Below are 13,048 nucleotides of genomic sequence, written 5' to 3'. Positions count from 1 at the left end.
CCACTACCGTAAGAATCAAGCACTCCCGAGAAGGGCGTTCCGTTGTACGAAGGCGTGGTTCAGGACCTCATCGACGAGCTGGGCAGGCTGCCCGGCGTCGGTCCCAAGAGCGCGCAGCGGATCGCCTTCCACATCCTCCAGGCCGAGCCGACCGATGTGCGGCGGCTCGCGCAGGCCCTCCTGGAGGTCAAGGAGAAGGTCCGGTTCTGCGCGGTCTGCGGCAACGTGGCGCAGCAGGAGCAGTGCAACATCTGCCGCGACCCGCGCCGCGACCTGACGGTCATCTGCGTGGTCGAGGAGCCGAAGGACGTCGTGGCGATCGAGCGGACCCGTGAGTTCCGCGGCCGCTACCACGTGCTCGGCGGCGCGATCAGCCCCATCGAGGGCGTCGGCCCGGACGACCTGCGGATCCGCGAGCTGCTGGCGCGGCTTGCGGACGGAGCGGTCACCGAGCTGATCCTGGCGACCGATCCCAACCTGGAGGGCGAGGCCACCGCGACGTACCTGGCGCGGATGATCAAGCCCATGGGCCTCAAGGTGACGCGTCTGGCGAGCGGGCTGCCGGTCGGCGGCGACCTCGAATACGCGGACGAGGTCACCCTGGGGCGTGCCTTCGAGGGGCGGCGGCTGCTAGATGTATGACGACCGGGTCCGTGCGCACGACGGCGCACTCTCAGGGAGGCTCCTCGATGTCTGACGCCACACTGCACTCCATCACGCAGGATCCTGACGACTTCGCCGTCCAGATCGCGGACTCGATCGAGAGCTTCATCGTCGCGACGAACGAGGTCGCCAAGGGCGACGAGCCGGACAGCGCGGTGCCCTTCCTGCTCCTGGAGGTCTCCCAGCTGCTGCTCGCCGGCGGGCGGCTCGGCGCGCACGAGGACATCGTCCCGGACGAGCGGTACGAGCCGGACACGGGCCCGGACGTGGACGTGGACGAGCTGCGCCTGCGGTTCGCGGTGCTCCTGGAGCCGGTGGACGTGTTCTCGGAGGTCTTCGACCCGTACGAGCCGCGCAAGGCGCCGGTCCCGGCCCGGATCTCCGACAACCTCGCCGACATCGTCACGGACCTGCGGCACGGCCTGGCCCACTACCGGGCCGGCCGGACCAGCGAGGCGCTGTGGTGGTGGCAGTTCTCGTACTTCTCCAACTGGGGCCCCACCGCCTCCGCCACCCTGCGCGCCCTCCAGTCCCTGGTCTCCCACGTCCGCCTGGACCAGCCGCTCGCCGCGCTGGACGGCCTCGACACGGACGAGGACCTGACCGAGGACGACCTCGCCGAGGAGGCGGGGCGTGTGATGGCCGAGGAGATCGCGGGACCGCTGGGGCTGGGGGGCCCGAAGGGCTGACGGGGGAGCGCGGCTGCTTTTGGGGAGCGGCGCTATCCAGGAGAGGGGCCTGGCTTCCCCTGGTGGGGAGCGGCGCTATCCAGGAGAGGGGCCTGGCTTCCCCTGGTGGGGAGCGGCGCTCTCCATCACGGCCCCTTCCCGTCGACAGCCCCCTCGGGGCGGCCCCTACAGCCGCCCCGCCTCCACGATCCGCCTCAGGAAGCGCTGCGTCCGCTCGTGCGAGGGCGCGCCGAAGACCTCCGCGGGGGTGCCGCGCTCCAGGACGACGCCGTCGGCCAGGAAGCAGACCTGGTCGGCGACCTCCCGGGCGAAGCCCATCTCGTGGGTGGCGATGACCATCGTCATGCCCTCCTCCTTGAGGTCCCGCACCACGTTCAGGACCTCGCCCACCAGCTCCGGGTCGAGTGCAGCCGTCACCTCGTCGAGGAGCAGCAGGCGCGGGCGGCTCGCGAGGGCGCGGGCGATGGCGACGCGCTGCTGCTGCCCGCCGCTGAGCCGGTCCGGGTACTCGCCGGCCTTGTCGCCGAGACCGAGCCGGACGAGCAGTTCGCGGGCCCGCTCCTCGGCCTCGCGGCGTCCGGCCTTGTGGACGCGGCGCGGGGCGAGCGTGATGTTGTCGAGCACGCTCATGTGCGGGAAGAGGTTGTACGCCTGGAAGACCACGCCGATCCGGCGCCGTACGGTGTCGGCGTCGACGCGCGGGTCGGTGATCTCCTCGCCGTCCAGGAAGATCGCGCCGTCGTCGATCTCCTCCAGGAGGTTGGCGCACCGCAGCAGCGTCGACTTGCCGGAGCCGGAGGCGCCGATGAGCACGGTGACCGTGTGCGGCGGGACCTCCAGGTCCACCTCGCGCAGGACAGGATGCCCGCCGTACGTCTTGCGGACGGCCTCCAGGCGGAGGACGGGGCTCTCGGGGCCGGCCTTCAGGTCCGTCACGTCCGTCGCGTTCGTCGCGTCCGTCACGTCCGTCATACGGTGCCTCCCTGCGACTGGCGCCGGGTCATGCGTGCCGTGACCCAGTCGGTGAAGCGGGTCATGGGGATGGTGAGCACGACGAACACGAGGCCCGCGACGACGTACGGGGTGTAGTTGAAGGTCTTGCTGGCGAGGATCTGCGCCGCGTACACGGCGTCGACCGCGCCCGCGATGGAGACCAGGCCGGTGTCCTTCTGGAGCGACACCAGGTCGTTGAGGAGCGGCGGCACGACCCTGCGGACGGCCTGCGGCAGGACGACGAAGCGCATGGTCTGCGCGGTGGAGAGGCCGAGCGAACGGGCGGCGGCCCGCTGGCTGGGGTGGACGCTCTCGATGCCGGCCCGGAACACCTCGGCCATGTACGCCGAGTAGGTGAGCACGAGGGCGGTGCCGCCGAGCACGACGGGGTCGGTGGGGACGCCCTGGAGGCGCAGCGCGGGCACGCCGAAGATCACGGCGAGCAGGCAGATGATGAGCGGCAGGCCGCGGAAGAAGTCGACGTACGCGGTGGCCAGCGCACGCAGCGGGAAGAACGCCGGGCCGCGCAGGGTGCGGGCGACGGCGAGCAGCAGGCCGAGGACCAGGGTGACGGCGCCGCAGACGAGGAGGAGGCGCAGGTTGAGCCAGAGGCCGTCGAGGACCAGCGGCAGCGCCTGGCGCGCGTACTCCGCGTCGAAGAAGGTCTCCTTCGTGCGCGGCCAGCCCGGGGAGCCGGTGACGACGAAGTAGAGCACCGCCAGGGTGAGGACGGTGCTCAGGGTGGCGACCGCCGTCGCGCGGCGGGTGCGGGAGCGCTTGTAGCGTTCGCGCTCGATCCGCCGCTGCGACGGCCGGTACATGTGGCCGGGGGTGTCCTCCCCGGTCTTCTCCGTGAGGGTCACTTGAGCACCGGGGCGCCCGCGGCGTCGGACAGCCACTGCTTCTCGATGGCGGCGAGCGTGCCGTCCTCGCGCAGCGCGTCGACGGCCTGCGAGACGCAGGAGGTCAGCGCGCTGTCCTTGTCGAGGACGAGGCCGAACTGCTCCTTGGCGGCTCCGGCGGGGGTCTCGAACTGGCCGACGACCTTGGCCTCGGTGACCTCGGCGCCGGTGATGTAGAACGCGGTGGGCAGGTCGACGACGATCGCGTCGACCTGGCCGTTCTTGAGGGCGGCCTTGGCGAGGTCGTTCTTCTGGAAGACGGACGGCTCCTGGTCCGGCTTGATCAGGTCGTTGATGACGTCGAGGCTGGTGGTGCCGACCTGGGCGCCCAGCTTGGCGCCCTTGAGGTCGGCGAGGCTGGTCGCCTTGGCGGCCTTGGAGTTCTTCAGCGCGATGATCGTCTGGCGGACGTCGTAGTAGCCGGAGGACAGGTCCACGGCCTTGCGCCGGTCCTCGTTGATCGACACCTGGTTGACGTCGAAGTCGAAGGTCTTGGCGCCGGGGGCGAAGGCGTTGTTGAAGGCGACCTTCTGCCAGACGACGTCGCCCTTGGCGAAGCCCAGCTTCTGCGCGACGGCGTACGCGACGGCGGACTCGTACCCCTTGCCGTTGGCCGGGTCGTCGTCCTGGAACCAGGGGGCGTACGCGGGCGTGTCGGTGCCGACGGTCAGCTTCCCCTTCGCCTTGGTGGCGAGCGCGTCCGCCGCGCAGGAGCCGCCGGGCTTGGCGCCCGCGGAGGCCGGGCCGGACGCTCCCGAGGCGCTGCCGGCCGTCGGCTGGGGCGCGCAGCCGGACGCTACGAGGGCGGCGAGGACGGAGGCCGCGGCTATGGCGGCGGAGCGAGAGCGCATGGCGGGAGAGTGGCAGTCGTACGGGCATGTGTCCAGGTCACACCGCTGCCGTCTCGGATGCCGGAACGTTTGTGAAAGGGGTGTTGCCAAGCGCTATGAGCTGCTCCGGAAGAACGGCTGCCGGGCGGCTCCGGCCGGCCTGCCGACCCCCTCGGATCATTCTGATCATTCTCTGAGCACGCTATCTCAGCATCTGATATCAGGTCGGCGTTTCCCGGTCCCTCGTTAGACTGAGCCGACCGCAGCGTGTGCTGCGGCGAGGACTGAGCGAGGAGCGCACGTGGGCCTTGTCGTGCAGAAGTACGGAGGCTCCTCCGTTGCCGATGCCGAAGGCATCAAGCGCGTCGCCAAGCGAATCGTGGAAGCCAAGAAGAACGGCCACCAGGTGGTGGTCGTGGTCTCCGCGATGGGCGACACGACGGACGAGTTGATCGATCTCGCCGAGCAGGTATCCCCGATGCCGGCCGGACGTGAGTTCGACATGCTGCTGACCGCCGGAGAGCGGATCTCCATGGCCCTGCTGGCCATGGCGATCAAAAACCTGGGCCACGAGGCCCAGTCGTTCACGGGCAGTCAGGCCGGTGTCATCACCGACTCGGTCCACAACAAAGCGCGCATCATCGATGTCACGCCGGGCCGTATCCGCACCGCGCTCGACGAGGGCAACATCGCCATCGTCGCCGGCTTCCAGGGTGTGTCCGCCGACAAGAAGGACATCACCACCCTCGGCCGCGGCGGCTCGGACACGACCGCCGTCGCCCTCGCCGCCGCGCTCGACGCCGAGGTCTGCGAGATCTACACGGACGTCGACGGCGTCTTCACCGCCGACCCGCGCGTGGTGAAGAAGGCGAAGAAGATCGACTGGATCTCCTTCGAGGACATGCTGGAGCTCGCGGCCTCCGGCTCCAAGGTGCTGCTGCACCGCTGCGTCGAGTACGCGCGCCGCTACAACATCCCGATCCACGTCCGCTCGTCCTTCTCCGGACTGCAGGGCACCTGGGTCAGCAACGCACGACCCGTCGAGCAAGGAGCCGAGCAGGTGGAGCAGGCCATCATCTCCGGTGTCGCCCACGACACCTCCGAGGCGAAGATCACCGTCGTCGGCGTCCCGGACAAGCCGGGCGAGGCCGCCGCGATCTTCCGCGCGGTCGCGGACGCCGAGATCAACATCGACATGATCGTGCAGAACGTGTCGGCGGCCTCCACCGGCCTCACGGACATCTCCTTCACGCTCCCCAAGGCCGAGGGCCGCAAGGCCATCGACGCCCTGGAGAAGACGAAGCCCGTGATCGGCTTCGACTCGCTGCGCTACGACGACCAGATCGGCAAGATCTCCCTGGTCGGCGCCGGCATGAAGACCAACCCCGGCGTCACCGCGGACTTCTTCAAGGCGCTGTCCGACGCGGGCGTGAACATCGAGCTGATCTCCACCTCGGAGATCCGCATCTCGGTCGTCACCCGCGCCGACGACGTCAACGAGGCCGTGCGCGCCGTCCACACCGCCTTCGGTCTGGACAGCGACTCGGACGAGGCCGTCGTCTACGGCGGCACCGGCCGGTGACGTGCCCCCGCTAGACGACGCGGAGGCGCGGGGTGTCACGGAGGCGCGGGGTGTCACGGAGGCGCGGGACTTCGCCGAGGCGCGGGACCTCGCCGAAGCTCCGGGCGCCGCCCGGCCGACGCTCGCGGTCGTGGGAGCGACCGGGGCCGTCGGGGCGGTGCTCCTCCAGATGCTCACGCACCACGCCGACGTCTGGGGCGAGATTCGTCTCCTCGCCTCCCCCCGCTCGGCCGGCCGCAAGCTGGCCGTGCGCGGGGAGGAGTGCGAGGTCCTGGCGCTGAGCGAGGACGCCCTGCACGGCGTCGACCTCGCCCTCTTCCTCGTACCCGAGAACGTCGCCGCCCAGTGGGCGCCGATCGCCGCCGCCAAGGGCGCGGTGGTCGTGGACACGTCCACGGCCTTCCGGGCCGACCCCGACGTACCGCTCGTGGTCCCGGAGCTCAACGCCCCCGCCGCACGCGTACGCCCGCGGGGCATCGTCGCGAGCCCCGGCTGTTCCACCCTGGCGCTGATCGTCTCGGTGGGCGCCCTGCACGCCGAGTTCGGTCTCGACGAGCTGGTCGTCACCGCCCAGCAGGCCGCGAGCGGCGCCGGACGCGCGGGCACCGCCGCGCTCCGCCACCAGCTGGCCCTGGTCACCGGCAGCGAGCTCGGCAACCATCCCGGAGACGTACGACGGGCCGTCGGCGACCACACCGGCCCCTTCCCCGGGCCCGTCGCCCTCAACGTGCTGCCCTGGTCCGGGGAGCTCGCCGCCGACGGCTGGTCCTCGGAGGAGCTGGCCGTCCGCGAGGAGACCCGCAAGGTCCTGGGCCTGCCGGGGCTGCGCGTCGCGGCCACCTGCGTCCGGGTCCCCGTCGTGACCGGGCACGCCGTCTCGGTGCACGCCCGCTTCGAACGGCCCGTCACCGTCGCCCGCGCCCACGAGATCCTGGCCACCTCGCCCGGCGTGGTGCTGTACGACGACCCCGGCCTGGGCGACTACCCGACGCCGGCCGACGTCGTGGGCACCGATCCGGCCTGGGTGGGGCGGGTGCGGCGGTCGATGGACGACGAGCGGGCCCTGGAGCTCTTCGTGTGCGCGGACAACCTGCGCAAGGGGGCCGCCCTGAACGCCCTGCAGATCGCCGAATCGATCATCGGCGCGTAACGCCTGCCGGCAGGACGGCCCTGAGGCCTCGCTGTCCGAGCGCCCCGAAGCGTCCGCGAGGGCCGTAAGCGTCCGGAAATCGGCATCGCGGCACCGCTCAACTTTGTAGGATCTGTGAAGCCCTTGTGAGCAATTCGGCTTCGGATGCCTCTTGAACAGGTCAGATGTCCTGGACGACGATGCTGTTCCCTTCCCTCCGCAACCGGCGGTCGGGCAGGCGGCGTCTTCGGGTGCACCCATCACTATGTGGCCGTCCGGACAGCGCGAAGCACACCGCGAAAGCGGGGCATCGGGGGAGAACGGGTACGCATGAGGACAAACGACGCACCGTCAAAAACGGTGCCGTACGCGTACAACCCTGACGGGGGGATGCGTGTCCAACAGGCGTGGCAGAGGTACTCGACATCACGGCGGTCATCCCGCTGCGCGGCACCGCGGTGCGCCCGCTCCGGCGGCCGCGCCCGGCCGGCGGCATGCCGGTGATCGCCCCCATGCCCATCCGCACCCGACCGACCGTGAACGGCGTCCCGTCGCCCCGCGAGGGCGCTGACGACGCGATGGCCGCCGGCACCACCGTCGACCACCTCACCGAGACCTACCGCGCGCACTACCGCTCGCTCCTCGGCCTCGCCGCGCTCCTCCTCGACGACACCGCCTCCTGCGAGGACGTCGTCCAGGAGGCCTTCATCCGGGTCCACTCGGCGCGCAGCCGGGTGCGCGAGCCCGAGAAGACCCTGGCCTACCTCCGCCAGACCGTCGTCAACCTCTCGCGCTCCGCGCTGCGCCGCCGCATCCTCGGGCTCAAGCTGCTCTCGAAGCCGATGCCCGACATGGCGAGCGCCGAGGAGGGCGCCTACGACCAGCTGGAGCGGGACGCGCTCATCAAGGCGATGCGCGGGCTCCAGCGCCGGCAGCGCGAGGTCCTGGTGCTGCGCTACTTCGCGGACATGACGGAGGCACAGGTCGCCGAGACGCTCGGGATCTCCCTGGGCTCCGTGAAGGCGTACGGCTCGCGCGGGATCGCGGCGCTGCGCGTCGCGATGGAGGCGACGTCATGAGCGGCGGGCCGCGGGACGGCGACGAGCACGATGACCGGAACGACCTGAGCGGACGCGGAATGCTGAACGAAGGGCCGGATTCCGGCACGGCCGACGAGCTGGCGCTGCGGCGACTGCTCCAGGGCGCGGTGTCCGGGCTCGAACCCTCCGACGGCACGCTGGAGCACCTGCGGCGTGCCGTGCCCGCGCGCCGGGCCCGCAAGCGGCAGGCCGTCGTCGGCATCGCCGCCGCCGTCGTCCTCGTCGGCACGGCCGTCCCGGCGCTGGTGCACGTGGCCTCCTCGGGCGGGACCAGCGCCGACAAGGCGGTCAACGCGGGCCACGGCGAGCAGGCCCAGGGCGGCACCGGCACCGAGACCGGTGTCGAGGGCGGGCAGAAGAGCCACACGCCGCCCGTCGGGACCGCGGCGCCGGAACAGGGCGGGACCGGGGGAGCGGGCAAGCCCAGCGTCCCGGTGCCCGGTTCGGGCGGCGGCGGCTCCGGCGGCGAGGCCGGCACCCCGACGAGCCCGCCGGTCCCCTCACCGACCTGCGAGGCCGGCCAGCTCAGCGTCAGCGCCGTCCAGGCGGGCACGCCCGACGCCGACGGCAAGGTGTACGGCAGCTTCCGCATCGCCAACGTGTCCGGCAAGGACTGCATGGTCGGCGGCCCGGGCCGGGTCGCCTTCCAGGCGCGCGGCGCGGCCGACGCGGGGAAGATCGCGGTCGTCGAGCACACCTTCGGCGACGCGGCGAGCGGGCTGCCCGACCCCACGCAGGAGTCGCCCACCCTGGTCCTGACCCCGGCCAACGCCTACGAGGTGCGGTTCGCCTGGGTGCCCAGCGAGACCTGCCCCACCACCGGCCCCGAGCCGACGCCCACCCCGACCCCGAGCACGGGCGGCAGCGGCGGCCCGGCGTCCAACGGCGGTGCGACCGGAGGCTCGGCGGGCACGGGCACGACCGGCAACACGGCGAGCAGCCAGCTCCTGACGGACGGCACCCCGGCCGACGGCAGCGTCGCCGTGACCCACACGGCGGAGGGCGGCGGCCCGGTGGCCGAGGCGACCATCCCCAACGCGTGCGCGGGCACGATCTACCGGACCGGGGTCCTGGACGCGTCCTGAGGGACCGGCGACCGGCCCCGGGCGCTACAGCCCGAGGGCCGCGTCCCGGGAGGCCTCCGCCTCGCGGCGGACCAGCCGGAACCACATGAAGACCACGAAGCCGGCGAAGACGAACCACTCGGCCGTGTAGCCCAGGTTCTGGAAGGCCTTCATGTCCAGGCTCGTCCCGGCGGCCGCCGACGCGGGCACCGGGGTGAGCCCGGCGGGGGAGTCCAGGAGGGTGATCCAGGCGTCGTAGACGTCGTCCGGCACGACGTTGACCAGCGCCGCGGCGCTGATCATGCCGAGCTGCCCGGTCGGCAGCCCGCCGGCCGTGTTGACGCCCTTGGTGCCCGGGTTCTCCGAGGCCTGCAGCGCGCCCGACACGGTGACCTCGCCGGACGGCGGGGCCGGCGCCGCGGCGCCCGTGGGCAGCCAGCCCCGGACCACCGGCAGCACCTTGCCGCCGTCCGTCTTCAGGAGGGTGAGGACGTACGCGCCGGAGCGCCCGTCGAGCGCCCGGTCGGGGACCAGGAACTGCTCCCCGTACCGTCCGCTGGCCTGCGCCACACGGCCCGAGGTCTCCTTGTCGACGGGCAGCAGCACGTCCAGCGGCTCGGTGCGCTGGGTCGCCGGGTCGGGTCGCCGCTCGGCCTCCCGGTGGGAGTCGACGCGGTCCTCGAACTTGCCCAGCTGCCAGGTCCCCATGAACACGCAGAACGGGATCGCCAGCAGGACGAAGACGTTGATCCCCCACCAGCGGGGCGTTCTCAGGAACCGGTACACACCCCCACGGTACGCAAGCGGGCTCAGCCCTCCTGCGACCGGGTCCCCAGGTGCTTCGCCGCGAAGGCCAGGTCCAGGGCGACCTGCTTGATCCGCTCCTCCACGACCAGCGAGCCGTGCCCCGCGTCGTACCGGTACACGTCGTGCACGGCGCCCCGGGCGGCGAGCCGGTCCACGTAGTTGTCGATCTGCCGGATCGGGCAGCGCGGGTCGTTGACGCCGGCCGTGATGTGCACCGGGGCCTTCACCGCGTCCACGTAGGTGATCGGCGAGGAGGCGGCGAACCGCTCCGGCACCTCCTCGGGCGAGCCGCCGAGCAGGGTCCGGTCCAGCGCCTTCAGGCCCTCCATCTCGTCCTCGTACGCCGCCACGTAGTCGGCGACGGGCACGGCGGCCAGACCCACCGCCCAGGCCTCCGGCTGGGTGCCGAGGCCGAGCAGCGTGAGATAGCCGCCCCAGGAGCCGCCGGACAGGACGAGCCGCTCCGGGTCGGCGAGGCCGCTCTCCACCGCCCACGCGCGGACCGCGCCGATGTCCTCCAGCTCGATCAGGCCGACCCGGTGCTTCAGCGCGTCCGTCCACTCCCGGCCGTAGCCGGTGGAGCCGCGGTAGTTGACCCGCACGACCGCGTAGCCGTGGTCGAGCCAGGCCGCCGGACCGGACGCGAAGGCGTCGCTGTCGTGCCAGGTCGGGCCGCCGTGCACCTCGAACACCGTCGGGAACGGGCCCTCGCCCTCCGCCGGGCGCTGCACCAGCGCGTGCACCCGCCCGCCGGGGCCGTCCACCCACACGTCCGTCACGGGCAGCGACGGCGGCGCCTTCGGGCCGGGCGGGTCCAGGACGACCGAGCCGTCCGTGGAACGCACCACCGGCGGCTGGGCGGCCGAGGACCACAGGTACTCCACCGAGCCGTCCGGGCGGGCCGTCGCGCTCGACACGGAGCCGGCCGGGGTCTCCACCCGGACCAGGGCGCCGGTGCCGATCTCGTACCGCCACAGCTCGCTGCGGGCCTCGAAGCTGTGCACGACGAGCAGCCCCGAGCCGTCCGGATACCACTCGGCCGACACGTCACCCGGCAGGTCCAGACGCAGGTCGGTCTCGGCGCCCGTCGCCACGTCCCACAGCATCGGCTCCCAGCGCCCCCGCCGCTGGTGCCCGACGAGCAGCCGGGTGTCGCCGTCGACCGGCGCGAAGCCGAGGACGCTCAGCCCCAGCTCCTCCGTGCCGCCCTTGGTGTCGTCGAGCTCGGCCAGCACCGAGGCGTCGGCCGCGCGCAGGATCCGGATCGAGGAGTGCATCGAGTCGCCGTGCTCGGTGTGCTCGACCGCGATCAGGCTCCCGTCGTGCGACAGGTCGCCGACCCCGGCCGACTCGCGGTGCCGGTAGATCTCCACCGGCCCGGCCGCGCCCGGCCGCAGCAGGTGCACGGTCGAGCCGTCCTCGTCCGTGGACCGGCCCACCACGACGGTGCCGTCGCGGCCGATGGCGAGCCCCGCCGGATAGGAGGCGTCGAGCCCCGGCACGGCCGGCTCGTCCCCGCCGCCCTCGCCCTCACCCTGGTGGAAGGGCTGGCGCATCCACACCCCGAACTCGTCGCCGTCGGTGTCCGCGAACCACCAGATCCACTGCCCGTCGGGCGAGAGCGTGCCGTCCGTCGTCCCGTTCGGCCGGTCGGTCACCTGCCGCTGCCGGCCGGTCGCCCGGTCCCACGCGTACAGCTCGTACGTCCCCGTCGCGTTCGACACGAACAGCGAGCGGTCCGGGGCCTCCTCGGCCCACTCGGGCAGCGAGACCCGCGGCGCACGGAACCGCTGCTCCCACCGCGGCATCCCGGCGACCCCGCCGCCCCCGGCCGTGCCCCCGCCCGGGCTCCCGCCCGTCGTGCTGCCGGCCGTCGTGCTCTCCGTCGTCGTGTCGGTCGCCGTGCTCTCAGTCGCCTTGCGCTCAGTCATGCAGCCATGATGCTCCGCCCGGCCGACAATTCGTTCGCCGCGTCCGCAGCCTGTGGATAACCTCCCGGACATGTACGCACCGACCCCCGACGACTGGCACGCCGCCAACCGCGCCCGCTGGGACGAACGCGTCCCGATCCACGTGGCCAGCGACTTCTACGGCCTCGACGACTTCCGCGCCGGAAAGGAAGCCCTGCGCGACTTCGAGCTCGCGGAGGTCGGCGACGTCTCCGGGCGCTCCCTGCTGCACCTCCAGTGCCACATCGGCCTCGACACCCTGTCCTGGGCCCGCCACGGCGCCTCGCGCGTCGTCGGCCTGGACTTCTCCGAACCGGCCGTCGAGACCGCCCGGTCCCTCGCCGCCGACCTCGGCCTCACGCCCGACCGGGCGGCGTTCGTCGCGGCCGACGCCTACGACGCCGCCGAGGCGGTGCCGGACTCCTCGTACGACATCGTCTACACCGGCGGCGGCGCGCTGTGCTGGCTGCCCGACCTCGACCGCTGGGCGGAGACGGCCGCCTCGCTGGTCGCGCCCGGCGGCTTCCTGTACGTCGCCGAGTTCCACCCGATGGCGGACTCCTTCGACGACGAGACCGGGACCAGGATCGTCAACGACTACTTCGTGCGCGAGCCCTGGGTGGACACCTCGTCCGGCACGTACGCGGACCTCGACGCCGCGACCGTCCACAACCGCAGCGTGGAGTGGGTCCACCCGGTCGGCGAGGTCGTCACGGCCCTCGCGAAGGCGGGCCTGCGCATCGAGTTCCTGCACGAGCACGACGCGACCCTGTACCCGCGCTTCGAGACCCTCGCCCGGCACGAGGACGGCTACTACCGCTTCGCGGCCGACCGGCCCCGGATCCCGCTGATGTACTCGATCAAGGCGTCGAAGGCGCCGAAGGCCGCGTAACCGGGGTGACCGGGGTGGGCGGCGTGACCGTGGTGACCGGCGCCGAGGACGGCATCCTGATGACGGCGTGCCCGCCCGCCAGATCCACCGTGGAGTGGTGCGGCGGGGCGCCGTCCTCCTCGTCGTCACGCATCACGAGGGCGCTCTGCCGCTCCTTGAGCTCGTTCTGCTTGCCCTGCGAGAAGGTGGCGTGCAGCTGCTCGAAGCCGGTGGAGGAGATCTGGCCCGACCGCCGCCCGCGCCCGGTGGCACGCAGGAGCTGGTCGCCGAACGCGAGCGCGGTCAGCAGGATGACGAGCCCCGGCAGGGTCACGAACACGGCGAACTCCATGCCGCCATTCTTACTGTCGCCCTCACGCGGGGAAAGCCTCACCGAGGCAAAGACCGGCCGGGGGAAAGCCTCAGACGAGACGGTCGTGCCACAGCGGCGCGATCCGGACGTACGTGG

The 13,048-nt window shown here is 72.3% G+C and carries 13 protein-coding genes; 7 read left to right on the top strand and 6 right to left on the bottom strand.

Annotated elements, in window-relative coordinates; genetic code table 11:
- The first annotated feature begins 42 nt into the window (after positions 1-42).
- Both recR and ACZ3ZE_RS19555 read left to right on the top strand, forming a co-directional pair.
- Positions 43-642 (top strand): recombination mediator RecR, encoded by a 600-nt coding sequence (recR, locus tag ACZ3ZE_RS19560; RefSeq protein WP_046911841.1) that lies wholly within the window; start codon positions 43-45, stop codon positions 640-642.
- Positions 643-689: 47 nt separating this feature from the next.
- A complete protein-coding gene (locus ACZ3ZE_RS19555; RefSeq protein WP_363290455.1) occupies positions 690-1,352 on the top strand; it encodes a DUF5063 domain-containing protein in 663 nt (220 codons plus the stop codon).
- A gap of 165 nt (positions 1,353-1,517) precedes the next feature.
- Here ACZ3ZE_RS19555 and ACZ3ZE_RS19550 read toward each other — a convergent pair whose 3' ends face one another.
- Genes ACZ3ZE_RS19550 through ACZ3ZE_RS19540 form a run of 3 tightly spaced genes read right to left on the bottom strand, consistent with a single transcriptional unit; the run spans position 1,518 to position 4,098 of the window.
- Complete coding sequence (locus ACZ3ZE_RS19550; RefSeq protein ID WP_363290454.1) at positions 1,518-2,324, bottom strand: amino acid ABC transporter ATP-binding protein; 807 nt, start codon at positions 2,322-2,324, stop codon at positions 1,518-1,520.
- Positions 2,321-3,166, bottom strand: a complete 846-nt coding sequence (locus ACZ3ZE_RS19545) for an amino acid ABC transporter permease (RefSeq protein WP_363290579.1) — start codon at positions 3,164-3,166, stop codon at positions 2,321-2,323. The genes ACZ3ZE_RS19550 and ACZ3ZE_RS19545 overlap by 4 nt, the downstream gene beginning before the upstream one ends.
- A gap of 38 nt (positions 3,167-3,204) precedes the next feature.
- Complete coding sequence (locus tag ACZ3ZE_RS19540; protein ID WP_361168973.1) at positions 3,205-4,098, bottom strand: ABC transporter substrate-binding protein; 894 nt, start codon at positions 4,096-4,098, stop codon at positions 3,205-3,207.
- Between the two features lie 280 nt (positions 4,099-4,378).
- On the opposite strand from ACZ3ZE_RS19540, the gene ACZ3ZE_RS19535 reads away from it, so the two are divergent.
- The 4 genes from ACZ3ZE_RS19535 to ACZ3ZE_RS19520 all read left to right on the top strand — a co-directional run bounded on the left by ACZ3ZE_RS19535 (position 4,379) and on the right by ACZ3ZE_RS19520 (position 8,973).
- A complete protein-coding gene (locus ACZ3ZE_RS19535; protein WP_329421824.1) occupies positions 4,379-5,659 on the top strand; it encodes an aspartate kinase in 1,281 nt (426 codons plus the stop codon).
- 130 nt (positions 5,660-5,789) lie between these two features.
- A complete protein-coding gene (locus ACZ3ZE_RS19530) occupies positions 5,790-6,809 on the top strand; it encodes an aspartate-semialdehyde dehydrogenase (protein WP_361169119.1) in 1,020 nt (339 codons plus the stop codon).
- A 473-nt stretch (positions 6,810-7,282) separates the two neighbouring features.
- On the top strand, positions 7,283-7,867 hold the full coding sequence (locus tag ACZ3ZE_RS19525; RefSeq protein ID WP_361169122.1) for a SigE family RNA polymerase sigma factor: 585 nt from the start codon (positions 7,283-7,285) through the stop codon (positions 7,865-7,867).
- Positions 7,864-8,973, top strand: a complete 1,110-nt coding sequence (locus ACZ3ZE_RS19520) for a hypothetical protein (protein ID WP_361620845.1) — start codon at positions 7,864-7,866, stop codon at positions 8,971-8,973. The genes ACZ3ZE_RS19525 and ACZ3ZE_RS19520 overlap by 4 nt, the downstream gene beginning before the upstream one ends.
- A 24-nt stretch (positions 8,974-8,997) precedes the next feature.
- Here the strand turns inward: ACZ3ZE_RS19520 and ACZ3ZE_RS19515 are convergent, their stop codons facing one another.
- Together ACZ3ZE_RS19515 and ACZ3ZE_RS19510 are read right to left on the bottom strand one after the other, a co-directional pair.
- Positions 8,998-9,738 (bottom strand): SURF1 family protein, encoded by a 741-nt coding sequence (locus tag ACZ3ZE_RS19515; protein WP_467259922.1) that lies wholly within the window; start codon positions 9,736-9,738, stop codon positions 8,998-9,000.
- Positions 9,739-9,761: 23 nt separating this feature from the next.
- On the bottom strand, positions 9,762-11,567 hold the full coding sequence (locus tag ACZ3ZE_RS19510; protein ID WP_361169125.1) for a S9 family peptidase: 1,806 nt from the start codon (positions 11,565-11,567) through the stop codon (positions 9,762-9,764).
- Between the two features lie 193 nt (positions 11,568-11,760).
- Between ACZ3ZE_RS19510 and ACZ3ZE_RS19505 the strand changes: the two genes are divergently transcribed.
- Complete coding sequence (locus ACZ3ZE_RS19505; RefSeq protein ID WP_361168983.1) at positions 11,761-12,600, top strand: class I SAM-dependent methyltransferase; 840 nt, start codon at positions 11,761-11,763, stop codon at positions 12,598-12,600.
- On the opposite strand, the gene ACZ3ZE_RS19500 is transcribed toward ACZ3ZE_RS19505, so the two are convergent.
- Complete coding sequence (locus tag ACZ3ZE_RS19500; RefSeq protein ID WP_361168986.1) at positions 12,569-12,931, bottom strand: DUF6191 domain-containing protein; 363 nt, start codon at positions 12,929-12,931, stop codon at positions 12,569-12,571. The two genes, ACZ3ZE_RS19505 and ACZ3ZE_RS19500, sit on opposite strands and share 32 nt — an antisense overlap.
- Positions 12,932-13,048: the final 117 nt, after the last annotated feature.

It is taken from the genome of Streptomyces sp. NPDC023157, from assembly GCF_055560575.1.
Note: the sequence above shows the minus strand (reverse complement) of the source record. Positions and strands in the feature narration are given on the sequence as shown.